General features: G+C 42.1%; 25 protein-coding genes. 19 read left to right on the top strand and 6 right to left on the bottom strand.

The annotated features are described in order from the left end of the window. Window positions 1-56: 56 nt before the first annotated feature. The 4 genes from HMPREF8571_RS05015 to HMPREF8571_RS05030 are packed head-to-tail and all read right to left on the bottom strand — an operon-like array spanning window position 57 to window position 2,979. Complete coding sequence (locus HMPREF8571_RS05015; RefSeq protein ID WP_000443891.1) at window positions 57-716, bottom strand: amino acid ABC transporter permease; 660 nt, start codon at window positions 714-716, stop codon at window positions 57-59. A gap of 9 nt (window positions 717-725) precedes the next feature. After that, the gene (locus HMPREF8571_RS05020; protein ID WP_000131119.1) at window positions 726-1,403 is read right to left on the bottom strand and encodes an amino acid ABC transporter permease; all 678 of its coding nucleotides are present in this window, start codon (window positions 1,401-1,403) and stop codon (window positions 726-728) included. 12 nt (window positions 1,404-1,415) lie between these two features. Continuing rightward, window positions 1,416-2,210, bottom strand: a complete 795-nt coding sequence (locus tag HMPREF8571_RS05025; protein ID WP_000726185.1) for a transporter substrate-binding domain-containing protein — start codon at window positions 2,208-2,210, stop codon at window positions 1,416-1,418. Window positions 2,211-2,220: 10 nt separating this feature from the next. After that, complete coding sequence (locus tag HMPREF8571_RS05030; RefSeq protein WP_001229587.1) at window positions 2,221-2,979, bottom strand: amino acid ABC transporter ATP-binding protein; 759 nt, start codon at window positions 2,977-2,979, stop codon at window positions 2,221-2,223. Window positions 2,980-3,157: 178 nt separating this feature from the next. Here HMPREF8571_RS05030 and recJ point away from each other — a divergent pair, with 178 nt between their 5' ends. From recJ to brnQ, 13 genes are all read left to right on the top strand, one after another. Then, window positions 3,158-5,377 carry a single-stranded-DNA-specific exonuclease RecJ gene (gene recJ / locus HMPREF8571_RS05035; RefSeq protein ID WP_000632603.1) on the top strand — a complete coding sequence of 740 codons (2,220 nt, stop codon included), beginning with the start codon at window positions 3,158-3,160 and terminating at the stop codon, window positions 5,375-5,377. Between the two features lie 283 nt (window positions 5,378-5,660). Further along, window positions 5,661-6,308 carry a COG3942 and LysM peptidoglycan-binding domain-containing protein gene (locus HMPREF8571_RS05040; protein ID WP_000754471.1) on the top strand — a complete coding sequence of 216 codons (648 nt, stop codon included), beginning with the start codon at window positions 5,661-5,663 and terminating at the stop codon, window positions 6,306-6,308. Between the two features lie 511 nt (window positions 6,309-6,819). Beyond that, entirely contained in the window at window positions 6,820-8,481 is a 1,662-nt protein-coding gene (locus HMPREF8571_RS05045) for a ribonuclease J (protein ID WP_001059985.1), read from the top strand. 68 nt (window positions 8,482-8,549) lie between these two features. After that, window positions 8,550-9,329 (top strand): alpha/beta hydrolase, encoded by a 780-nt coding sequence (locus HMPREF8571_RS05050; protein ID WP_000290052.1) that lies wholly within the window; start codon window positions 8,550-8,552, stop codon window positions 9,327-9,329. Window positions 9,330-9,433: 104 nt separating this feature from the next. Continuing rightward, window positions 9,434-10,135: a matrixin family metalloprotease gene (locus HMPREF8571_RS05055; RefSeq protein WP_000498553.1), complete on the top strand. Its 702-nt coding sequence runs from the start codon at window positions 9,434-9,436 to the stop codon at window positions 10,133-10,135. A gap of 101 nt (window positions 10,136-10,236) precedes the next feature. Further along, on the top strand, window positions 10,237-12,084 hold the full coding sequence (gene uvrC / locus HMPREF8571_RS05060) for an excinuclease ABC subunit UvrC (protein WP_001061173.1): 1,848 nt from the start codon (window positions 10,237-10,239) through the stop codon (window positions 12,082-12,084). Next, window positions 12,074-12,928, top strand: coding sequence for a metallophosphoesterase family protein (locus tag HMPREF8571_RS05065; RefSeq protein WP_001015740.1), 855 nt, complete (start codon window positions 12,074-12,076; stop codon window positions 12,926-12,928). Before uvrC ends, HMPREF8571_RS05065 begins: the two co-directional genes overlap by 11 nt. 173 nt (window positions 12,929-13,101) lie before the next feature. Further along, window positions 13,102-13,707, top strand: a complete 606-nt coding sequence (locus HMPREF8571_RS05070) for a nitroreductase family protein (RefSeq protein WP_000670141.1) — start codon at window positions 13,102-13,104, stop codon at window positions 13,705-13,707. A 12-nt stretch (window positions 13,708-13,719) separates the two neighbouring features. Further along, window positions 13,720-15,120: a dipeptidase PepV gene (pepV, locus tag HMPREF8571_RS05075; protein WP_000125033.1), complete on the top strand. Its 1,401-nt coding sequence runs from the start codon at window positions 13,720-13,722 to the stop codon at window positions 15,118-15,120. 53 nt (window positions 15,121-15,173) lie between these two features. Next, the gene (locus HMPREF8571_RS05080) at window positions 15,174-15,758 is read left to right on the top strand and encodes a uracil-DNA glycosylase family protein (protein WP_000078165.1); all 585 of its coding nucleotides are present in this window, start codon (window positions 15,174-15,176) and stop codon (window positions 15,756-15,758) included. Between the two features lie 12 nt (window positions 15,759-15,770). Beyond that, window positions 15,771-16,262, top strand: a complete 492-nt coding sequence (locus tag HMPREF8571_RS05085; RefSeq protein ID WP_000340329.1) for a prolyl-tRNA synthetase associated domain-containing protein — start codon at window positions 15,771-15,773, stop codon at window positions 16,260-16,262. Window positions 16,263-16,281: 19 nt separating this feature from the next. Next, window positions 16,282-16,500 carry a rhodanese-like domain-containing protein gene (locus HMPREF8571_RS05090; RefSeq protein ID WP_000659264.1) on the top strand — a complete coding sequence of 73 codons (219 nt, stop codon included), beginning with the start codon at window positions 16,282-16,284 and terminating at the stop codon, window positions 16,498-16,500. Between the two features lie 169 nt (window positions 16,501-16,669). Beyond that, complete coding sequence (brnQ, locus tag HMPREF8571_RS05095; protein WP_001074591.1) at window positions 16,670-17,995, top strand: branched-chain amino acid transport system II carrier protein; 1,326 nt, start codon at window positions 16,670-16,672, stop codon at window positions 17,993-17,995. A 36-nt stretch (window positions 17,996-18,031) separates the two neighbouring features. Here brnQ and HMPREF8571_RS05100 read toward each other — a convergent pair whose 3' ends face one another. After that, window positions 18,032-18,583 (bottom strand): DUF1307 domain-containing protein, encoded by a 552-nt coding sequence (locus HMPREF8571_RS05100; protein ID WP_025168437.1) that lies wholly within the window; start codon window positions 18,581-18,583, stop codon window positions 18,032-18,034. A 286-nt stretch (window positions 18,584-18,869) separates the two neighbouring features. Beyond that, window positions 18,870-19,421: a DUF1307 domain-containing protein gene (locus HMPREF8571_RS05105; protein ID WP_000844326.1), complete on the bottom strand. Its 552-nt coding sequence runs from the start codon at window positions 19,419-19,421 to the stop codon at window positions 18,870-18,872. Window positions 19,422-19,558: 137 nt separating this feature from the next. Here HMPREF8571_RS05105 and HMPREF8571_RS05110 point away from each other — a divergent pair, with 137 nt between their 5' ends. The 6 genes from HMPREF8571_RS05110 (at window position 19,559) to HMPREF8571_RS05135 (ending at window position 24,369) form a co-directional block, all read left to right on the top strand. Then, window positions 19,559-20,596, top strand: coding sequence for a M42 family metallopeptidase (locus HMPREF8571_RS05110; protein ID WP_001076928.1), 1,038 nt, complete (start codon window positions 19,559-19,561; stop codon window positions 20,594-20,596). A gap of 1 nt (window position 20,597) precedes the next feature. Continuing rightward, window positions 20,598-21,059: an HIT family protein gene (locus tag HMPREF8571_RS05115; RefSeq protein ID WP_000335599.1), complete on the top strand. Its 462-nt coding sequence runs from the start codon at window positions 20,598-20,600 to the stop codon at window positions 21,057-21,059. A gap of 17 nt (window positions 21,060-21,076) precedes the next feature. Continuing rightward, complete coding sequence (gene ldcB, locus HMPREF8571_RS05120) at window positions 21,077-21,793, top strand: LD-carboxypeptidase LdcB/DacB (RefSeq protein ID WP_000747725.1); 717 nt, start codon at window positions 21,077-21,079, stop codon at window positions 21,791-21,793. Between the two features lie 122 nt (window positions 21,794-21,915). Next, the gene (gene rplK, locus HMPREF8571_RS05125) at window positions 21,916-22,341 is read left to right on the top strand and encodes a 50S ribosomal protein L11 (protein ID WP_001085804.1); all 426 of its coding nucleotides are present in this window, start codon (window positions 21,916-21,918) and stop codon (window positions 22,339-22,341) included. A 96-nt stretch (window positions 22,342-22,437) separates the two neighbouring features. Next, a complete protein-coding gene (gene rplA, locus HMPREF8571_RS05130) occupies window positions 22,438-23,127 on the top strand; it encodes a 50S ribosomal protein L1 (RefSeq protein ID WP_001085673.1) in 690 nt (229 codons plus the stop codon). 483 nt (window positions 23,128-23,610) lie between these two features. Further along, window positions 23,611-24,369, top strand: a complete 759-nt coding sequence (locus tag HMPREF8571_RS05135) for a class I SAM-dependent methyltransferase (RefSeq protein WP_001287236.1) — start codon at window positions 23,611-23,613, stop codon at window positions 24,367-24,369. Window positions 24,370-24,389 lie beyond the last annotated feature (20 nt).

Below are 24,389 nucleotides of genomic sequence, written 5' to 3' on the forward strand. Positions count from 1 at the left end.
TCTTTTTCATTTGTAGTAAAAAATGTGAACCCTTGTTTTGAGTTCACATTTCTTTTTTATTCCGCTGCTTGTTGCCAGCGTTTGGCTAACATGCGGGACAGGCTTGAAATTGCTAGGTTAAAGCTGAAGTATATGAGGGCAATCAGGATATAAAGACTGAAGACCTGCTCTGGTTCGAAATAACGTCCCATGAGAATTTGACTAGCGCCAAAGAGTTCTTGTAGGGCGATAACAGAGTAGAGAAGGCTGGTATCCTTAATCACGGTTACAAACTGAGAAATGATTGCTGGCAACATTTTACGGATAGCTTGTGGGAGAATGATGTAGTAGAGGATTTGGGCTGAAGTGAATCCTTGCGACATTCCTGCTTCATACTGCCCTTTGTCCACAGCATTGAGACCGCCTCGGATAATCTCAGCTAGGGCTGCTGAGGTAAAAAGGGTAAAGGCCGTAATGCCAGCTGGCGTCGACTTCATCTTGAAAACCAAAAAGATGGTGAAAATCCAGAGAAGGTTGGGAACATTACGTACAAACTCGATATAAATACTGGAGATGATTCGCAAGACAGGATTTTTCCCATTTCTCATGACGGCTAGCACTGTCCCAATCAGGGTAGAAAGGACAATGGCAATCAGAGAAATATAGAGGGTCAAGCCGAAGCCTTTAAAGATAAAGACTAGGTTATCTGGGGTCAAAACTTCTAAAATAGATTCCATAGTAACCTCCTAAAGTGAATAGGCTTTTTTGTTGGCTTGCTCCATCTTGCGACCAAATTGGGCGACAGGGAAGCAAAGGGCAAAGTAGAGTAGGGCAGCACCTAGAAAGGCAGGGATGTAGTTTCCGTTGAGAGCTGACCAAGACTTGGTCACAAACATCAAGTCTACTCCAGAGATGATAGCAACCGTTGAAGTATTCTTGATAAGGTTAACGATTTGGTTGGTCAATGGAGGGAGAATGATACGGAAGGCCTGAGGCAAGATAATCAAGCGCATGGCACTGATATAGGTAAAACCTTGCGACAGGGCGGCTTCCATCTGACCACTAGGAATAGACTGAATCCCTGAACGAATAACCTCCGCAATATAGGCGCCGTGATAGAGTCCCACGCAGAGAACGGCTGTCCAATAAATCGGAATCATGATGGTGTGTTCACTGATAAGAGGCAAACCATAAAAGACGATGACAAACTGCACCAAGAGGGGAGTATTTTGGTAAAATTCGACAAAGATACGAGCCAAAATTCTTAAAATTTGATGTTTGCTAGTTGATAGGACTCCAAAGATGATTCCTAAGGCCATAGCTAGGATAAAGGATCCAATCGCTAGGGCAAGAGTGAAGAGGAAACCATTAAAAAATTGTCCAAAATCCTGAAAATAGGCTGTCCAAGATGATAAATCTGTCATGGGGTGTCCTCCTTAATCTGCAGTATGGCTAGATGGTTTAAGCTTGTAACGGTCATAAAGCTTCTGCAAACTACCGTCCTTGGTCCATTTAGTGACCAAGGTATCAAGATAGTCATTGAGCTCGGTGTTTGATTTCTTGGTAACAATACCGTAGTCAGATGGCTTAAAACTATCATCTAGTAGTTCGGTCCGTTTACTGGTGTAGCCAGACAGGATAGAACGGTCCACGGAAAAGGCATCAATACGGTGAGCGTGAAGGGAAGTAATCAATTCTGGGTAGGAACCAAGTTCGACGAATTTAAAGGTTAGACCTTTCTTTTTACCCAGTTCAGTAATCAAGCGCTGGGTGATGGAACCTTGGGCAACCCCGATGGTTTTGCCGTTTAGGTCTTCAAAGCTTTTGATATTGGCAGATTTGTTGACCAAAAAACCAGAAGCGTCCGTATAGTAGGGACTGGTGAAGTTGTAGAGTTTTTTACGCTCGTCTGTGATGGTGAAGGTCGCGATATCCATGTCGACTTGTTCATTGTCAAGAAGGGGACCACGGGTTTGTGCGGTAACAGGCACATAGCGAACCTTGACCTTGAGCTCGTCTGCAATCATCTTGGATAAGTCGGTTTCGATACCAGAATAAGTTCCAGTCTTAGGGTCCTTGTAGCCGAAATTAGGAACGTCTTGTTTGACACCAACAACTAGTTCGCCTCTTTTTTGAATGTCTGCGATGCTAGTATCGGCTTGGACTGGTTTGGCAGCAGCAAGACTGAAAAGGCTGATCAATAATGCTGATAAAAAGAATTTCTTTTTCATAGGAGCCTCCTTATTTGACTTTATCGCTTTCGTGGTTGATAATCTTGCTGAGGAATTGCTGGGCACGAGGTTCGCTTGGATTGTCGAAAAAGTCATCGACATCTGTCGTATCCACCAAAACTTCTCCGTCGGCCATAAAGATGATACGGTCAGCAACTTCACGGGCAAAGCCCATTTCGTGGGTAACGATGATCATGTTCATCCCGTCATGCGCTAGTTTTTGCATAACTGCTAGAACATCTCCGATAGTCTCAGGATCAAGAGCAGATGTTGGCTCATCAAAGAGGAGGAGTTCGGGATGCATAGCGAGTCCGCGTGCGATGGCAATCCGTTGTTTTTGTCCACCAGATAGCATGGCTGGATAGGAATCTTTCTTGTCCCACATATTTACAAATTCCAGATATTTTTGGGCTGTTTTTTCAGCTTCTTTTTTATCAATTCCTAGAACTTTAATGGGTGCAAGTGTTACATTTTCTAACACTGTTTTGTGTGGATAAAGGTTAAAATGTTGAAAAACCATGCCTACTTCCTTACGAAGAGGAACTAAATCTTTCTGACTGGCACCTGCTACTTGGTGTCCATTGACCAGGAGACTTCCTTTGTCAACAGCCTCCAAACCATTGATCGTACGGATAAGAGTGGACTTCCCAGAACCAGAAGGTCCAAGCAGGACAACGACTTGTCCTTTTTCAAAACGGAGATTGATGTCGCGGAGTGCGTGATAGTCTCCGTAATATTTTTCGACGTTTTTAAATTCTACTAAAGCCATGAGAGATCTCCTTTGTGTTAGATTTTATAACATGATTTTACAACAAAAGATTTGTCTTGTCAAATTGAATCAGAAAAAAATTAGTAAAATTGTAGTAAAAAGTAGTCAGGATAGAGAAAAAGCCTAAATCGTGTTATAATGAAACGATAGAATTCTTAGAAAGAGTGGATGTTTTTTTTTGATAACTCCTACTTATGAATGGCAGTTTGCCCCGCAGGTTGAAGATGCGGATTTTACAAAGATAGCCAAGAAGGCTGGACTGGGTCCTGAGGTGGCTCGGTTATTATTTGAAAGAGGGATTCAGAACGAAGAAAGTCTAAAGAAGTTCTTAGAACCTTCTTTGGAAGACTTGCACGATCCCTATCTGCTCCATGATATGGACAAGGCAGTGGAGCGGATTCGTCAGGCAATTGAAGAAGGGGAAAACATCCTCATCTATGGAGACTATGATGCGGATGGTATGACTTCGGCTTCGATTGTGAAGGAAAGTTTGGAACAACTTGGTGCCGAGTGTCGTGTTTACCTGCCCAATCGCTTTACAGATGGCTATGGCCCTAATGCCAGTGTCTATAAATACTTTATCGAGCAAGAGGGGATTTCCTTGATTGTGACAGTGGACAATGGGGTTGCAGGTCACGAGGCTATTGAACTAGCTCAGTCTATGGGAGTGGATGTCATTGTGACTGACCATCATTCCATGCCTGAAACCCTACCTGATGCCTATGCGATTGTCCACCCTGAACATTCGGATGCTGACTATCCATTCAAATATCTGGCTGGTTGCGGAGTTGCTTTCAAGCTGGCTTGCGCTCTTTTAGAAGAAGTGCAAGTGGAGTTGCTTGATTTGGTCGCTATCGGAACTATTGCCGATATGGTGAGCTTGACGGATGAAAACCGTATCATGGTTCAATATGGTCTAGAGATGTTGGGACATACCCAGCGCATCGGTCTGCAAGAAATGCTGGACATGGCTGGGATTGCTGCGAATGAAGTGACAGAAGAAACGGTTGGATTCCAGATTGCTCCTCGTTTAAATGCCTTAGGGCGCTTGGATGATCCTAATCCAGCTATTGATTTGTTGACTGGATTTGACGACGAGGAAGCTCATGAGATTGCCCTTATGATTCACCAAAAAAACGAAGAGCGTAAGGAAATTGTACAATCTATCTATGAAGAAGCTAAGACTATGGTGGATCCTGAGAAGAAGGTCCAGGTTTTGGCTAAGGAAGGCTGGAATCCTGGCGTTCTGGGTATCGTTGCTGGTCGTTTGTTGGAAGAACTAGGGCAGACAGTTATCGTTCTTAATATAGAAGACGGTCGTGCCAAGGGTAGTGCTCGTAGTGTGGAGGCGGTCGATATTTTTGAGGCTCTGGATCCTCATCGAGACCTATTTATCGCATTTGGTGGCCATGCTGGTGCTGCAGGGATGACGCTAGAAGTGGAGAAACTTTCAGATTTATCTCAGGTCTTGGAAGACTATATCCGTGAAAAAGGTGCAGATGCTAGTGGTAAGAACAAGTTAAATCTAGATGAAGAGTTGGATTTGGAGACACTTAGCTTAGAAACGGTTAAAAGCTTTGAACGTTTGGCACCTTTTGGGATGGACAATCAGAAACCTGTTTTTTACATCAGGGATTTCAATGTCGAGAGTGCTCGCAGTATGGGGGCGGGAAATACTCACCTCAAATTAAAAATTTCTAAGGGAGAAGCTAGTTTTGAAGTGGTGGCCTTCGGACAAGGCAGATGGGCGACAGAGTTTGCTCAGACAAAAAACTTAGAGTTGGCAGTCACCCTGTCTGTCAATCAATGGAATGGCCAAACTGCCCTCCAGTTGATGATGGTGGATGCACGAGTGGAAGGTGTTCAACTCTTTAACATTCGTGGGAAGAATGCAGTCTTGCCAGAAGGGGTTCCAGTCTTGGATTTCTCTGGAGAGTTGCCGAATCTAGCGACTAGTGAAGCGGTTGTTGTAAAAACCATTCCTGAGGATATTACCCTTCTGAAGACTGTTTTTCAAGAACAACACTTCTCTGCTGTCTATTTTAAAAATGATATTGACAAGGCCTACTATCTGACAGGTTATGGGACTAGAGAGCAGTTTGCCAAATTGTACAAGACCATTTACCAGTTTCCAGAGTTTGATATTCGCTATAAGCTGAAGGATCTGGCTACTTATCTCAATATCCAACAAATCTTACTGGTCAAGATGATTCAAGTATTTGAGGAGCTAGGCTTTGTGACAATCAAAGATGGGGTCATGACAGTCAATAAAGAAGCGCCGAAAAGGGAAATTGCTGAAAGTCAGATTTACCAAAATCTCAAACAAACTGTAAAAAATCAAGAAATTATGGCACTGGGGACCGTGCAAGAAATATATGGTTTTTTAATGGAGTTATAGATGGAAAGGGACTGAGATGACCTATCTCGGTCTCTTTTTGACGGATAAATGCTTGGTGTGGGAGTGGTTGAGAAGACGGTCTTTTGAGTGGTTTACTGATGTGAAGATTGGGGAAAACGATTCATTTTTTATTCTCTTCTATCACTTTATACGATGTCTGCTTTTAAACCTTATGTAGTAAAAGTATAAATTTTTGTAACATGACTAAAATATAACTCTAAACTAACTGACATGTAAATCAAGTATGATTTTCTTATCAAGAAAATATAAGGGGAATTTAGTTATGAAAAAAACAGTTACGAAACTGACTCTTGGTTTGACTTCTACCGCTTTTTTAGCTACAGTTGGGGCTCAAACTGTGCACGCGAACTCTTACGTTGTCCAAGACGGTGATTCATTTTATGCCATCGCTACTGCCAATGGTATGGATCCTTATGACTTGGCGGCTTTGAATGGGAAAACCATCTTTGATACCATCCACCCAGGAGATGTTCTCCAAGTGAGTGGTTCAGCCCAGGCTAGCTCTACCTACAGCGCTCCAGCCGCAACTGTCAATGAAGTATCAGATACAGAAGATGTTGTCGAAAAGACTCCGACAAACTATGGAAACTCTTATCCTGTTGGTCAGTGTACATGGGGCGTGAAAGAATTGGCGCCTTGGGCTAGCAACTGGTGGGGAAATGCCAACACGTGGGCAATCTACGCGAGCGCTCAAGGTTATAAGACAGGAAGTGTTCCAGTAGTAGGAGCAATCGCCGTTTGGGATGGTGGTGAATATGGACACGTTGCTTATGTAACAGATGTTCAAAGTGAAAACTCTATCCAGGTATTGGAAGCAAACTACAGACGTCAAAAGCAGATTGCAAATTACCGTGGCTTCTTTAATCCTCATGAATTTTTAGGTAACGTTACTTATATCTATCCAAACTAAAGATGATAAAAAGATTTAGAACTTTCTAAGTCTTTTTTCTTTCTGTGAAACTTTCTTTTGGTGATCTCAGGTCTAGTGGTTGTATGCTGAATAGTTTCTAGGCTTTATGGCGGACTGGAATTCCGTACTTTTGGATGTAGAAAAGTGATGAATCCGTATAAACTTTTTTTGAAAAGAGAAGTAAAAAGGCAAGGATTCTTCTTGTTATGAACTAAAATAAACATTTTAGAATTCGAGAAATCTATCTGAAATCAAGTTGTTTAGGAATTTGGCATGTCTGAAAGTTCAATCGTTCAATTTTTCTATAGTCAGTCTTAAAAAGAGAGAACAAGGTAAAAGGCTTTGATTTTTAGTAGTGAACGATCTCAGGTTAAAATCCGATCTTCATTTTGAAAATAATCAAAAAAATGGTATAATGGTAGGAAAAGATTCGGCTGAGAGTTTGAGAACTTTTAGAATAAGAGGGTGAACCTACCCTATAATCAAGATAAACTAAGGTTTCGGAGGAAAAATGAATAATATCAGTTTAACAACACTAGGTGGTGTGCGTGAAAACGGGAAAAATATGTACATCGCTGAGATTGACAATTCAATTTTTGTTTTGGATGCGGGGCTTAAATACCCTGAAAATGAACAGCTTGGGGTTGACGTCGTTATTCCAAATATGGACTATCTTTTTGAAAATAGTGACCGTATCGCTGGAGTCTTCTTGACCCACGGACATGCGGACGCCATCGGAGCCCTGCCTTACCTTTTGGCAGAAGCTAAGGTGCCTGTGTTTGGCTCTGAGTTGACCATCGAGTTAGCAAAACTCTTTGTCAAAGGGAATGATGCTGTTAAGAAATTCAATGACTTCCATGTGATTGATGAGGATACGGAGATTGACTTTGGAGGAACTGAGGTTTCCTTCTTCCGTACAACTCACTCCATCCCAGAAAGTTTGGGAGTCGTCTTGAAAACTCCAAAAGGGAGTATTGTTTACACAGGGGACTTCAAGTTTGACCAGACAGCTAGTGAATCCTATGCGACTGATTTTGGTCGCTTGGCCGAGATTGGTCGTGAGGGTGTCTTGGCTCTTCTCAGTGACTCTGCTAATGCAGACAGCAATATCCAAGTGGCGAGCGAGAGTGAAGTTGGAGAGGAAATTACCCAGACCATTGCAGACTGGGAAGGTCGAATCATCGTTGCGGCTGTTGCCAGCAACCTCTCTCGTATTCAGCAGGTCTTTGATGCAGCTGCGGATACCGGTCGTCGAGTTGTTTTGACTGGATTTGATGTTGAAAATATCGTCCGCACTGCGATTCGCCTTAAAAAATTGTCTCTAGCCAACGAAAGTCTCTTGATCAAACCCAAAGAAATGTCTCGTTTTGAAGACCATGAATTGATTATCCTTGAGACGGGTCGTATGGGTGAGCCTATTAATGGACTTCGTAAGATGTCTATCGGACGCCACCGTTATGTGGAAATCAAAGATGGGGACTTGGTCTATATCGTAACGACTCCATCTATCGCCAAAGAAGCTGTCATGGCGCGTGTGGAAAATATGATCTACCAAGCTGGTGGTGTAGTGAAACTCATTACCCAAAGTTTGCGAGTATCTGGACATGGGAATGCGCGTGATTTGCAGTTGATGATCAATCTCTTGCAACCTAAGTATCTTTTCCCTATCCAAGGGGAGTACCGGGAATTGGATGCACATGCCAAGGCTGCCATGGCAGTTGGAATGTTGCCAGAGCGTATTTTTATCCCTAAAAAGGGAACAACCATGTCCTACGAACACGGGGACTTTGTTCCTGCTGGTGGAGTTTCTGCAGGTGATGTCTTGATTGATGGAAATGCCATCGGAGATGTTGGAAATGTTGTCCTTCGTGACCGTAAAGTCTTGTCAGAGGACGGGATTTTCATCGTTGCCATTACCGTAAATAGACGTGAGAAAAAAATCATCGCCAAGGCGCGAGTTCATACGCGTGGATTTGTTTATCTCAAGAAGAGCCGCGATATTCTCCGTGAAAGTTCAGAATTGATTAACCAAATCGTGGAAGACTATCTCCAAGGTGAAGATTTCGACTGGGCTGATCTTAAAGGGAAGGTCCGTGATGGCTTGGCCAAGTACCTCTTTGACCAAACTAAACGTCGTCCAGCAATCTTGCCAGTCGTAATGGAAGCAAAATAATAAGCAGCATATCTACGGAAAAAGTCGAAATTCGGCTTTTTCTTATAGAATAGTAAAAGGAGACAACCATGGCAGTTATGAATATCGAGTATTACTCAGAAGTTTTGGATATGGAGTGGGGTGTTACCGTACTCTATCCAGATGGCAGTCGGGTGACTGAACCTGATTGCACAGATATTCCTGTCCTTTATCTTTTGCATGGAATGTCAGGGAATCAAAATAGCTGGCTCAAGCGAACCAATGTCGAACGCTTGTTGCGCGGGACCAATCTCATTGTCATCATGCCCAATACTAGCAATGGCTGGTACACAGATACCCAGTATGGTTTTAACTACTTTACAGCTCTAGCGGAAGAGTTGCCTCAGGTTATGAAACGTTTCTTCCCTAATATGACCAGCAAGCGAGAAAAGACCTTCATTGCAGGTCTCTCCATGGGTGGCTATGGTTCCTTCAAACTAGCTCTCGCAACCAATCATTTTTCTCATGCGGCTAGTTTTTCTGGCGCACTCAGTTTTCAAGAATTTTCTCCTGAAAGTCAGGATTTGGGCTCCCTTGCCTACTGGCGAGGAGTTTTTGGAGAGATTAAAGACTGGACATCTAGTCCTCATTCGCTTGAAAGCATGGCTGCAAAATCCGATAAAAAGACCAAACTATGGGCTTGGTGTGGGGAGCAAGACTATCTCTACTCTGCCAATAAGATCGCTGTGAAAAACCTCAAAAAGCTTGGTTTTGAAGTAACCTACAGTCATAGTGCTGGCACTCACGAGTGGTACTACTGGGAAAAACAATTGGAGCGTTTTTTAGCTACTCTACCGATTAACTTTGTTTTGGAAGAGCGCTTATCTTAGTTTTAGTTTTCTTTCAGTTTTATTGAGTAAAATAGAGAATCTATCTTGGTCAAGGAGAATGTGATTTCAAGATAGGTTCTTATTTTTATGAAAGGTGTAGCGTCATGTTCTGGATTATTCGATTATTTTTCCGATTTCTTTTGGGAATTTGGCGTTTCTTCTGGCGTCTGGTTTGGACTGTGGTTATTTTACTACTCATTGCTTTTGGAGTGGTTTGGTATCTGTCTGGTGATTTTCATTCTGCGGTCAATCAGGTTGAAAAAATGAGCCAGATTGGTCAAGGTGGCTGGAATCAATGGCAGGAGACGGGAACGCTGGAAGTCTTGTCTCAGACAGACAGTCACCAACATGCAGAAGGCAAGTGGGCTCAGGCCTCAGCTCGCATTTATATTGAGCCTCAAATGGATGAGACCTTCCAAGGTGCCTATGCAGAAGCCATAAAAAACTGGAATCAAACGGGAGCCTTTACCTTTGAGGTGGTTGCGGATCCTAGTCAGGCAGATATTGTAGCAAGTGAAATGAATGATGGATCGACCGCTGTAGCAGGTCAAGCCGAGAGTCAAACCAATTTGTTAACCAATCAATTTATATCTGTAACGGTTCGCCTGAATCACTTTTATCTATCCAATCCAAACTATGGTTATTCTTATGAACGGATCGTGCACACGGCGGAGCACGAGCTGGGGTATGCCATCGGATTGGATCATACCAACGAAACTTCTGTCATGCAGCCTGCAGGTTCCTACTATGGAATTCAGCCTCAGGATGTGAAGGCTGTTCAAGAGCTCTATACCAGTAGCGACTAGATGAAGTCGGTTCAATCTTAAAAGAAATCAAAGCTTCTCCATCAAGTGATCGGTGGGGCTTTTTGTTCGTCCTGTTACGGCCTTTTTGCTATAATGGAACTATGAATAACTTGATCAAATCAAAACTGGAGCTCTTGCCGACCAGTCCTGGATGCTACATTCACAAGGATAAAAATGGCACCATTATCTATGTAGGAAAGGCTAAAAATCTACGCAATCGCGTGCGGTCCTATTTCCGTGGAAGTCATGATACCAAGACAGAGGCTCTGGTGTCTGAAATTGTGGATTTTGAATTTATCGTCACCGAGTCCAATATTGAGGCACTTCTCCTAGAAATCAACCTTATCAAGGAAAATCAGCCCAAGTACAATATCATGCTCAAGGATGATAAGTCCTATCCCTTTATCAAAATCACCAATGAGCGCTATCCTCGTTTGATTATCACCCGTCAGGTCAAAAAGGATGGAGGGCTTTATTTTGGTCCTTATCCAGATGTGGGGGCAGCCAATGAAATTAAGCGACTCTTGGATCGGATTTTTCCTTTTCGGAAATGTACCAATCCACCATCTAAGGTTTGTTTTTATTACCATATCGGTCAATGTATGGCCCACACTATCTGTAAGAAGGATGAGGCCTATTTCAAGTTCATGGCTCAGGAGGTTTCTGACTTCTTAAAAGGGCAGGATGACAAAATCATCGATGATCTTAAAGGGAAAATGGCAGTTGTAGCAAAAAGTATGGAGTTTGAACGGGCGGCGGAATACCGTGATTTGATTCAGGCCATTGGAACGCTTCGGACCAAGCAACGGGTCATGGCTAAGGATCTCCAAAATCGGGACGTCTTTGGCTACTATGTGGACAAGGGCTGGATGTGTGTACAGGTTTTCTTTGTTCGTCAAGGCAAGCTCATCGAGCGCGACGTCAATCTCTTCCCCTACTACAATGATCCGGACGAGGACTTCTTGACCTATGTGGGACAATTTTATCAAGAAAAATCTCACCTAGTTCCCAATGAAGTATTGATTCCGCAGGATATTGACCAAGAAGCAGTCAAGGCCTTGGTGGATACCAAGATTGTCAAACCCCAGCGTGGAGAGAAAAAACAGCTGGTCAATCTAGCCATCAAAAATGCCCGTGTTAGTCTAGAGCAGAAGTTCAATCTGCTAGAAAAATCTGTCGAAAAGACTCAGGGAGCTATTGAAAATCTAGGACACTTGCTCCAAATACCAACTCCGGTTCGCATTGAGTCCTTCGACAACTCCAATATCATGGGAACTAGCCCTGTTTCTGCCATGGTGGTCTTTGTCAACGGTAAACCGAGTAAGAAGGATTACCGTAAGTATAAGATAAAAACGGTTGTAGGTCCAGATGACTATGCTAGTATGCGTGAGGTTATTCGCAGACGTTATGGTCGAGTACAACGAGACGGTTTGACCCCACCAGATTTGATTGTGATTGATGGGGGACAAGGTCAGGTCAATATCGCTAAGCAGGTCATCCAAGAGGAGCTGGGCTTGGATATTCCAATTGCTGGGTTGCAAAAAAATGACAAGCACCAAACCCATGAACTGCTCTTCGGAGATCCACTTGAAGTGGTGGAGTTGTCTCGCAATTCTCAGGAATTTTTCCTCCTCCAACGCATCCAGGATGAGGTGCACCGCTTTGCTATCACTTTCCACCGCCAACTGCGCTCAAAAAATTCTTTTTCATCTCAATTGGATGGGATTGACGGTCTGGGGCCTAAACGCAAGCAGAATCTCATGAAGCATTTTAAATCTCTCACTAAAATCAAGGAAGCCAGTGTGGATGAGATTGTCGAAGTTGGGGTGCCAAGGGCAGTCGCAGAAGCTGTTCAGAGAAAGTTGAACCCGAAGGAGGCAGAAGCCTTACCTCAAGTGGCGGAAGAGAGAGTAGATTATCAAATAGAAGGAGAACACAATGAATCATAAAATTGCAATTTTATCAGATATTCATGGCAATGCGACTGCCTTAGAAGCAGTGATTGCAGATGCTAAAGCACAAGGAGTCAGTGAATACTGGCTCATGGGAGACATTTTCCTCCCTGGTCCAGGTGCAAATGACTTGGTCACCCTGCTAAAGGATCTTCCTATCACGGCAAGTGTTCGAGGCAATTGGGATGATTGTGTCCTTGAGGCTTTAGATGGGCAATATGGCTTGGAAGACCCACAGGAAGTCCAGCTCTTGCGAATGACCCAGTTTTTGATGGAGCGAATGGATCCTGCAACGATTGTCTGGCTACGAAGCTTACCTATGCTAGAAAAGAGAGAAGTTGACGGACTGCGTTTTTCTCTTTCTCATAATTTGCCAAATAAGAACTATGGCGGTGACTTGCTAGTTGAGAATGATACAGAGAAATTTGACCAACTCCTAGATGATGAAGTTGACGTGGCAGTCTATGGTCATGTTCACAAGCAGTTGCTTCGTTACGGTAGTCAAGGGCAACAAATCATCAATCCAGGGTCGATTGGCATGCCCTATTTTAATTGGGAGGCGTTAAAAAATCACCGTGCCCAGTATGCCGTGATAGAAGTGGAAGATGGAGAATTGGTAAACATTTTATTCCGAAAAGTTTCCTATGATTATGAAGCAGAGTTAGAATTGGCTAAGTCCAAGGGGCTTCCTTTTATCGAAATGTATGAAGAACTACGTCGAGATGACAACTATCGGGGGCACAATCTGGAACTCTTAGCTAGTTTAATTGAAAAGCATGGATATGTAGAGGATGTGAAGGATTTCTTGGAGGCTATAAAGTCAGAATACAAGGTAGACTAGTTTCTTTAAGCCATTGAAAAATAGTAGGAACTGGATGAGGAGGTCCTTGATTAAAATGATGTGCTTCGTTCGGTTGCTTATCCTTGTTCCAATTTCTTTCTATGAAAAATCTCTGCAAGCTCTTTCAGAATATGGTAGAATGGAAGCAGTAGAATTAGAAAAGGAAATCGATTATGAAATTTCTTGAATTGAATAAAAAACGTCATGCGACTAAGCATTTTATTGATAAGCCGGTGGATCCCAAAGATGTTCGTACGGCTATCGAAATCGCAACCTTGGCACCAAGTGCCCACAATAGCCAACCATGGAAGTTTGTGGTGGTTCGTGAGAAAAATGCTGAATTGGCAAAATTGGCTTATGGTTCGAACTTTGAGCAGGTTTCGTCAGCGCCTGTAACCATTGCCTTGTTTACCGACACAGACCTGGCTAAACGTGCCCGCAAGATTGCTCGCGTCGGTGGTGCGAAGAATTTCTCAGAAGAACAACTTCAATATTTTATGAAAAATTTGCCTGCCGAGTTTGCGCGTTACAGTGAACAACAAGTCAGCGACTACCTGGCCCTTAATGCAGGTTTGGTTGCTATGAACTTGGTTCTGGCTTTGACAGACCAGGGGATTGGTTCCAATATTATTCTTGGTTTTGACAAATCAAAAGCCAACGAAGTTTTGGAAATTGAAGACCGCTTCCGTCCAGAACTCTTGATTACAGTGGGCTATACAGATGAGAAATTGGAACCAAGCTACCGCTTACCAGTAGATGAAATCATCGAGAAAAGATAGAAAGAAGAAAAAATGACAGCAATTGATTTTACAGCAGAAGTAGAAAAACGCAAAGAAGACCTCTTGGCTGACTTGTTTAGCCTTTTGGAAATCAACTCAGAACGTGATGACAGCAAGGCCGATGCTGAGCATCCATTTGGACCTGGGCCGGTAAAAGCCTTGGAAAAATTCCTTGAAATCGCAGACCGCGATGGCTATCCAACGAAAAATGTTGATAACTACGCAGGACATTTTGAGTTTGGTGAAGGAGAAGAAGTTCTCGGAATCTTTGCTCACATGGACGTGGTGCCAGCTGGTAGCGGTTGGGACACGGACCCTTATACACCAACTATCAAAGACGATCGCCTTTATGCGCGTGGAGCTTCAGATGACAAGGGTCCTACAACAGCTTGTTACTATGGTTTGAAAATCATCAAAGAATTGGGGCTTCCAACTTCTAAGAAAGTTCGCTTCATTGTCGGAACAGACGAAGAATCAGGTTGGGCAGACATGGACTACTACTTTGAACATGTAGGACTAGCAAAACCAGATTTTGGCTTCTCACCAGATGCTGAATTCCCAATCATCAATGGTGAAAAAGGAAACATCACGGAATACCTCCACTTTGCAGGTGAAAATACAGGTGCAGCCCGTCTTCACAGCTTCACAGGTGGTTTGCGTGAAAACATGGTACCTGAATCAGCAACAGCAGTCGTTTCAGGTGACTTGGCTGACTTGCAAGCTAAACTAGATGCCTTTGTTGCAGAACACAAACTCAGAGGAGAAATCCAAGAAGAAGCTGGCAAATACAAGGTTACTATTATCGGTAAATCAGCCCATGGTGCTATGCCTGCTTCAGGTGTCAACGGTGCAACTTACCTTGCTCTCTTCCTCAGCCAGTTTGCCTTTGAAGGACCTGCCAAAGACTACCTTGACATTGCTGGTAAGATTCTCTTGAACGACCACGAAGGTAAAAACTTGAAAGTAGCTCATGTGGATGAAAAGATGGGTGCCCTTTCTATGAATGCGGGTGTCTTCCGCTTCGACGAGGCAAGTGCTGACAATACGATTGCCCTTAACTTCCGTTATCCAAAAGGAACAAGTCCAGAACAAATCAAGTCAATCCTTGAAAACTTGCCAGTTGCTTCTGTTAGCTTGTCTGAACATGGACACACACCTCACTATGTGCCAATGGAAGATCCGCTTGTGCAAACCTTGTTGAATGTCTATGAAAAACAAACTGGGCTTAAAGGTCACGAGCAAGTTATCGGTGGCGGTACCTTTGGTCGCTTGCTAGAGCGTGGTGTAGCCTACGGTGCCATGTTCCCAGACTCAATTGACACCATGCATCAAGCCAATGAATTTATCGCCTTGGACGACCTCTTCCGAGCAGCAGCAATCTATGCCGAAGCTATCTATGAATTGATTAAATAAGTCTTTAGAAGTCTGAGATTTGATTCTTAGACTTCTTTTTGGAGGGAAACTAGATGTCTCAAATCGAAAGTATCAAACAAGCCATCATGGCAGATTCGCAAAACAAAAGCTATACAGATCAGGGGATAGAGCCCCTCTTTGCAGCGCCAAAGACAGCTCGCATCAATATTGTCGGTCAGGCTCCTGGATTCAAAACACAAGAAGCTGGGATTTATTGGAAGGATAAGAGTGGTAATCGTCTGCGTGAGTGGTTAGGTGTAGATGAAGATACCTTTTACAATTCAGGTTATTTCGCAGTTCTGCCCATGGATTTCTATTTTCCAGGACATGGAAAATCAGGTGACCTTCCACCTCGTAAAGGCTTTGCCGAAAAATGGCACCCACAACTCCTCAAGGAATGTCCAAATATTGAATTGACCCTTTTGATTGGACAATATGCCCAAGCCTACTACTTACATGAGAGAATTAGTGGCAAGGTAACAGAGCGGGTAAAACACTACAAAGACTATTTGCCAGAATATTTTCCTCTAGTTCACCCTTCTCCTCGTAATCAAATCTGGATGGCTAAGAATACTTGGTTTGAGTCAGAAGTGGTGCCAGATTTGAAAGCATTGGTACAAAAGATTATTCATCAATAAAGGATAAAAACTATGGATGCTTATCAACAAGTAGCTAATACCTTGCAAGAGTTGGGAATCACCTTTGATGTGGTGGAGCTCCCACTTGTATTTACGACAGAGCAGGCAGATAGCTATATTGAAGGAAGGGAAGGAGTCCGGACTAAGTCCATGTTTTTGACCAATAGGAAGAAAACTCAGTACTATCTGCTCATAATGGATGACAAGAAACGATTGGATATGGATGACTTTAAAGTTCAGGTGGGAGCCAATCGGATTCGCATGGCCTCATTGGACTCCTTGGCTGAGAAAATGAACCTACCAGCAGGAACAGTATCACCTTTTGGTTTGTTAAATAATGATGAAAAAGACATTCTAGTTTATTTTGATAAGGACATTGTATCGGAGGATATCATGACTTTCCATCCCAATACTAATGAAAAGACCATCTTTATCAAAAGCAAAGACTTGTTCCGATTTTTAGAGTCGATTGGATTTACCTATAAGTTTTTAACTTTGCGTTAAAGGCATCAAAAAAGAAATGATGAAAGAAATTGTTTTTGACAAATTTTACCAACTTTACCAGAAAGAATCCCTTTCTGTATTAGATGTGAGAGAAGTGGAAGAGTTGGACAAGGACCAGTTGCATTATGTCATTTGTAAATCAGGGATGAGATCAGCTTGTGCTTACCAGTTCTTGGAGGAGCATGGATATAAGGCCATCAATGTTCAAGGTGGCATGACGGCCTTTGAAAATCTTTAAAATTTGCATTTCTCTTACTTGGTGTGGACTAGGTAGGAGAAATTTATTTTTAGATAATTCTTATTTTTAAAAATATTGAAAACATTCAATATTTAATCAGAGATGCTTTTTTCAAAGTCTTAATCATGGTATACTAGGTCAGTATTTTAGAAATATGAAGGAGATTTTTATGGCTAAAAAAGGTGCCCTAACAGGCTTGCTCCTGTTTGGAATATTTTTTGGTGCGGGAAACTTGATTTTTCCACCTTCTCTAGGTGCCCTATCTGGAGAACAGTTTCTTCCTGCCATCGCAGGTTTTGTCTTTTCAGGTGTCGGTATTGCCGTCTTGACACTTATTATTGGAACTCTAAACCCTAAAGGATACATTCACGAGATTTCTAAGAAAATCTCACCTTGGTTTGCGACTCTTTATCTTGCAGTCCTCTATCTATCGATTGGCCCCTTCTTTGCCATTCCACGTACAGCAACAACAGCTTACGAGGTCGGTATCAGCCCTCTCTTGTCTGAAGCAAATAAAGGCCTAGGATTGATTATCTTTACCGTGCTTTACTTTGCTGCAGCCTATCTGATTTCACTCAATCCATCAAAGATTTTGGATCGTATCGGACGAATCTTGACGCCAGTCTTTGCTTTGCTTATCGTTATCTTAGTAGTACTTGGTGCTTTTAAATATGGTGGAACAAGTCCCCAAGTAGCTTCAGAAGCCTATCAAGCATCTGCTTTTGGTACAGGTTTCCTAGAAGGCTATAATACCCTGGATGCCCTAGCCTCAGTGGCCTTCAGTGTCATCGCTGTTCAAACCTTGAAACAACTTGGATTCTCAAGTAAGAAAGAATACATCTCAACTATTTGGGTTGTTGGTATTGTTGTAGCTCTTGCCTTCAGTGCTCTCTATATTGGTCTAGGATTCCTTGGAAATCACTTCCCAGTTCCGGCAGAAGTCATGAAGGGTGGAACTCCAGGTGTTTATATCTTGTCACAAGCAACTCAGGAAATCTTTGGTTCAACGGCTCAACTCTTCCTTGCTGTCATGGTAACTGTAACCTGTTTCACAACGACAGTTGGCTTGATTGTCTCTACAGCAGAATTCTTTAACGGACGTTTCCCACAAATCAGCTACAAGGTCTATGCAACTGCCTTTACCTTGATTGGATTTGCTATTGCCAACCTCGGTCTGGATGCGATCATCAAGTACTCAATTCCAGTATTGGTAATCTTGTACCCAATCACTATTGCCATTGTGATGATTGTGATTGTTAATAAGTTTGTACCTCTATCAAAACCGGGTATGCAGTTAACAATAGGAGTTGTCACAGCAATCGCTGTTGCAAGTGTTCTTGGAAGCTCCTTTAAGATTGAGTTTCTAGCAAATCTTGTGAATGCTTTGCCTTTTGCTAAGGCATCTCTCCCATGGTTGGTGCCAGCTATCATCGGGATCTTGCTTTCCTTGGTCCTTCCGAACAAGCAAGAAAGCGATGTTTTTGAAATGGAATAAAAAAACTTGGCCTTGGCCAAGTTTTTTCTATTAATCTTAGTTGGTTTTTTCAGTGTAACCAGATTCTTCAAGCATTTTCTTCGAAGCTGCATAACTTATACGGTTTCCAAAGCCAGAAAATTCGTTCGGCATTGCTTTTTTTAGGTCAGCAAGAGTTGCAACAGTCATGTCAACTTCCATACTTAGAATAACTTTTTCGTCTTTGATTTCAACTTTTTGTGTTACTCCTTTGACACCCTCATAACCTTTATAAGTATCCTCAACAATTTCTTTAATGCCTTCTGCTGTATTATCAAGTTTAGTAGGATCAAAAACATTATAAACTGTTTGTTTTAGAATGTCGTCTCCTTTTACGATATAAGCTAAGGTAGACTCAATACCAGGCTTGCTGTTGTGAACAAAGGTGTGAGTTTTCGTTTCCTCTTTCTTTTCAGATGATTGTTGGCTGCTCTGCTTGGTTTCGCTTGACTGAGCAGTTTTGTCTTCCTTGGCACTGTTACTAGTAGGTGCTGATGCCTGTTTAGAGCATCCCATTAGAAGGACGAGAGCAGCCATAAGAGCAAGAGATGTTTTAAAGTAAGATTTCATATCCATTGCTTTTCTTTCATAATCAAAGTATTTGTATTATAACACGAATGCTGGGTGCAAGCAATCAGAAGAAGCTAGTAAACAATCCCACTGACAGTAAAAAGATATGCTTGGATTTGCCTTCTTGGCTAGCTTCTAGCTCTTAATCTCCATTTCATTTGATCAAGGATTTCATTTTGATTGATTCCCTCGTGATATAAGAAAATACCCCAAAGATAGCTTGGTGAATATCGTATGGGGTGGCCATTATAAGGTCAGGTTTTTGTCTGTTCTTAAGGATGAAAGATTAGTTGCTTTCTTCAGTGAATCCCATTCCTTCTAGTGCTTTTTTAGAATTTGAGAAGCTGACACGATTGCCGATACCAGAATATTCTTCAGGAAGTGCTTTTCTAAGTTCGCTAATGCTTGCAACTGAGAAGTCTACTTCGAGATCTTGAACAACTTTTCCATCTTTGATTTCAATCGTTTGTTTAACACCTTTGAGTCCATTATAACCTTTGTACTTTTCTTCGATAAAACTCTTGACATCTTCTGGAGTTGCACCAAGGATTTCAGGATCAGCAATGTTATGAGCTGATTGCTTGATAACATTGTCGCCGTCTACAGTATAAACCAAGGTAGAAGTGATTCCAGAATTGCTTTTGTTGACAAAGGTATGTGTTTTAGTTGTTTCTTTCTTTTCAGATGATTGTTCAGTGCTTTGTTTGCTCTCACTTGACTGAGTTGTTTTGTCTTCTTTGCTACTGCTGTTGGTAGGTGTTGATGCCTGTTTAGAGCATCCTATTAGAATGAGCAAAACAGCCGCAAGGGCAAGTGAGGTTTTAAAGTAAGATTTCATATCCTTTACTTTCCTTTCATAATCAAAGTATTTGTATTATAACATGGATCCATAGTGAAATCAACTAGAAGGATAAGACCCTTTTCCAAAGGGATCCAGCTAGAAAAGTGATATAATGGTAGGAAAGAGGTGAAGAAATGAATCAGACTATAAACTATATCAAAGAACTAACCGCTATTGCATCTCCAACGGGCTTTACTCGTGAGATTTCAGACTACCTAGTCCATACTTTAGAAGAGCTTGGTTACCAGCCGGTTCGTACAGCCAAGGGCGGTGTCAATGTAACAATCAAAGGTCAAAACGACGAACAACACCGCTATGTAACTGCCCATGTGGACACACTTGGAGCCATTGTTCGTGCTGTCAAGCCTGATGGTCGTCTCAAATTGGACCGGATCGGTGGTTTTCCTTGGAACATGATTGAGGGAGAAAACTGTACTGTTCATGTAGCTAGTACAGGTAAAACGGTATCTGGAACTATCCTCATCCACCAGACATCTTGCCATGTCTACAAAGATGCAGGAACTGCTGAACGCACTCAGGACAATATGGAAGTGCGTTTGGACGAAAAAGTGACCAATGAAAAGGAAACGCGCGCCTTGGGTATTGAGGTCGGTGATTTTATCAGCTTTGACCCGCGAACTGTCGTGACAGAGACTGGTTTTATCAAGTCACGCCACTTGGATGACAAGGTCAGCGCAGCAATTTTACTCAATCTCCTTCGAGTTTATAAAGAAGAGAGAATCGACTTGCCGATGACGACACATTTTGCCTTTTCAGTCTTTGAAGAGGTGGGTCATGGTGCCAATTCAAATATTCCAAAAGAGGTAGTAGAATATCTGGCTGTGGATATGGGAGCTATGGGCGATGACCAGCAGACGGATGAGTACACAGTATCTATCTGTGTCAAGGATGCTTCTGGTCCTTATCACTATGACTTCCGTCAACACTTAGTAGCTTTGGCGAAAGAGCAAGATATTCCATTTAAGCTGGACATCTATCCATTTTACGGTTCGGATGCTTCGGCAGCTATGTCTGCAGGAGCAGAAGTAAAGCATGCCCTCCTTGGAGCTGGTATTGAGTCAAGTCACTCTTACGAACGAACACACATTGATTCAGTAGTGGCGACTGAGCTTATGGTTGATGCCTATCTCAAGAGCGAGGCGGTATCTTAGAATGTGCTTAATCTGTCAGAGAATCGAACTCATCAAAGCTGGAGAAAATCCCTACTTTGTCAAAGAACTAGAAACGGGCTATGTGGTTATTGGGGATCACCAATACTTTAAGGGCTATACCTTATTTTTAGCAAAAGAGCATGTTACAGAACTCCACCATATGGAGAATCCTGTAAAATTTCGCTTTTTAGAGGAAATGAGTTTGGTCCAAGAAGCAGTCGCCAAAGCATTTGAGGCTGAAAAGATGAATATTGAACTCCTAGGAAATGGCGATGCCCACGCTCATTGGCATCTTTTTCCGCGAAGAGCAGGTGATATGAAGGGGCACGGACTTAATGGCCGTGGCCCAGTCTGGTGGGTGCCCTGGGAAGAAATGGCAGCAGAAGATTGCCAAGTACAATCGCCAGAGCTGGAAGAGATGATTAAAATCTTATCTCATGAATTGGAGAAGCATTTGGCCTAAGAGAGAGGAAGAAAGAAATGAAAAAAAGATATATCATTTTATCTGGTTTACTAGCATTGACTCTTGCAGCTTGTTCGCAAGAAAAAACCAAAGTTGAAGAAAATACTCAAAAGACGGAGCAAAGCAGTCAACCGGAAGGAACTGTAGGCAGCAAATCTCAAGCTTCTAGTCAGAAAAAGGCAGAAGTTGTCAATAAGGGAGACTACTATAGTATTCAAGGGAAATACGATAAAATCGTCATAGCTAATAAGCACTATCCTTTGTCAAAAGACTACAATCCAGGAGAAAATCCAACAGCCAAGGCAGAGTTGCTGAAACTCATTGCAGCAATGCAAGCAGCTGGCTATCCAATCAGTGACCACTACAGTGGTTTTAGAAGTTATGAAACTCAGGCTAAGCTCTACCAAGACTATGTCAATCAAGACGGGAAGGAAGCGGCGGATCGCTACTCAGCACGACCAGGTTACAGTGAACACCAGACTGGTCTTGCTTTTGATCTTATTGGGACAGATGGTGATTTAGTTACTGAAGAAAAGGCAGCCCAGTGGCTCTTGGACCATGCGGCTGACTATGGCTTTGTTGTCCGCTATCTCAAAGGCAAGGAAAAAGAGACTGGCTACATGGCAGAAGAATGGCATCTCCGCTATGTTGGAAAAGAAGCCAAAGAAATTGCTGCAAGTGGTCTCAGTTTGGAAGAGTACTATGGCTTTGAAGGCGGCGATTATGTCGATTAAAAATGAAAGTTTTCTCTTGCATTTTTAGATAAATAGTGTATAATGGAAAGGTATGTGTAAAGCATACTTGTGGGAGGTAAAAATCTTACATTACCGCCAAAACCACAAAGGAGGATTTAAAAATGGCTAAAAAAGTCGAAAAACTTGTAAAATTGCAAATCCCTGCTGGTAAAGCTACACCAGCTCCACCGGTTGGACCTGCTCTTGGTCAAGCTGGTATCAACATCATGGGATTCACAAAAGAGTTCAACGCTCGTACAGCTGATCAAGCTGGAATGATTATTCCAGTTGTTATCTCAGTATACGAAGATAAATCATTTACTTTCATCACTAAGACACCACCAGCTGCTGTTCTTTTGAAAAAAGCTGCAGGTGTTGAAAAAGGATCAGGTACACCTAACAAAACTAAAGTTGCTTCAGTTACTCGTGCGCAAGTACAAGAAATTGCAGAAACTAAGATGCCAGATTTGAACGCTGCAAACCTTGAGTCTGCAATGCGTATGATCGAAGGTACTGCTCGTTCTATGGGATTCAACGTTGTTGACTAATCAATAACATCCCAAGATAACCCGCAAGACTTCATCATTTCGAGAAGTGACGTGGGAGATGAAAATCGATTGAACCACTTACAAGGAGAATAGAAAATGGCTAAAAAAAGCAAACAACTTCGTGCTGCTCTTGAGAAAATCGACAGCACAAAAGCGTACAGCGTAGAAGAAGCTGTAGCTCTTGCAAAAGAAACTAACTTTGCAAAATTTGATGCAACTGTAGAAGTTGCTTACAACTTGAACATTGACGTTAAAAAAGCTGACCAACAAATCCGTGGAGCAATGGTATTGCCAAACGGTACTGGTAAAACAGCTCGCGTTCTTGTATTTGCACGTGGTGCAAAAGCTGAAGAAGCAAAAGCTGCTGGTGCAGACTTTGTTGGTGAAGACGACCTTGTTGCTAAAATCAACGACGGTTGGTTGGACTTCGACGTAGTTATCGCAACACCTGATATGATGGCTCTTGTTGGACGTCTTGGACGTGTCCTTGGACCACGTAACTTGATGCCAAACCCTAAAACTGGTACTGTAACAATGGATGTTGCTAAAGCAGTTGAAGAGTCTAAAGGTGGTAAAATCACTTACCGTGCTGACCGTGCAGGTAACGTTCAAGCAATCATCGGTAAAGTATCATTTGAAGCTGAAAAATTGGTTGAAAACTTTAAAGCTTTCAACGAAACAATCCAAAAAGCAAAACCAGCTACAGCTAAAGGAACTTACGTAACAAACTTGACAATCACAACTACTCAAGGTGTTGGTATCAAGGTTGACGTAAACTCACTTTAATTAACAGATTTTTAAAAACGAGTACGAAAGTGCTCGTTTTTTAGGTACAACGAGCATTCCGTTCATCTGAGGTGTAAGTCCTCTGTGGCTACCATATACTAGTAAACCCAAAAGTGATTCCCAAGCCTGACTATTGTGAGTAGCTGATCGAACGGCATTAGGATAGACTGTTTAAGTCTGACGTTGGAAATAAGAATCGACAGAGAAAGAGATAGAGAAATCTTGGCTATACGAATAGGCACGTGATAGTAAAGCGTATATAGCGGATAAGGAGGCCAGCAACTCTAAAGTACAAATATGTAGCCGTAACCTATATGCGTAAACTACGTGAGCAATTGAATTCGAACTTGAGAGGTGATTAATAGATTTATGCTATAGTCATGGCAGTTTGTATGCTTTTGATTCTAGTATATCAAATAATAGATTAGAATTGTCAGACAATATAATTTTATGTTATAATGAAGAAAAAATAGAGGTGTTCAAATGTCAGAAGCAGGTCATAAGTTTTTAGCAAAACTGGGAAAAAAACGCTTACGTCCAGGTGGAAAACGTGCTACAGATTGGTTAATTGCGGAAGGAGGATTTTCAAAAGAAAAGAGAATACTAGAAGTTGCGTGCAATAGGGGAACTACAGCAATTGAGTTGGCACAGCGTTTTGGTTGTAAGATAACTGCTGTTGATATGGATGGACAAGCCTTAGAAGTGGCTAAAAAATCTGCTGAAACGGCAGGTGTTGGTCATTTGATCAGATTTGAAAGAGCAAATGCAATGAAACTTCCTTATGAAGATGCTAGTTTTGATATTGTTATAAATGAAGCTATGCTGACTATGCAAGCCGATCAAGCTAAGAAAAAATGTGTAATGGAGTATCTAAGGGTTTTAAAACCTGAAGGTCTTCTTTTGACACATGATGTGCTTCTTAAGGAAGCTAAAGAGTCTGTCAGACAGGAATTGTCACAAGCAATTCATGTAAATGTAGGTCCTTTAACTCAAGATGGTTGGGAACAGGTGATGATAGAATCAGGTTATCGTGATGTGAAAATATTGACTGGTGAAATGACATTAATGAAATTATCAGGTATGATTTATGACGAAGGTTGGCTAGGAACTTTGAAAATTTGCGTAAATGCTTGTAAAAAGGAGAATAGAAAGCAGTTTTTAACTATGTATAAAATGTTTGCTAAGAATAAACAGAAATTGGGCTTTATTGCTATGGCTAGTTATAAATCGTCAAATCGTTAGATAATTATTGAAGTTAACTT

The sequence above is a fragment of the Streptococcus mitis ATCC 6249 genome (genome assembly GCF_000146585.1).
Taxonomy (GTDB): Bacteria; Bacillota; Bacilli; order Lactobacillales; family Streptococcaceae; genus Streptococcus; species Streptococcus mitis_AZ.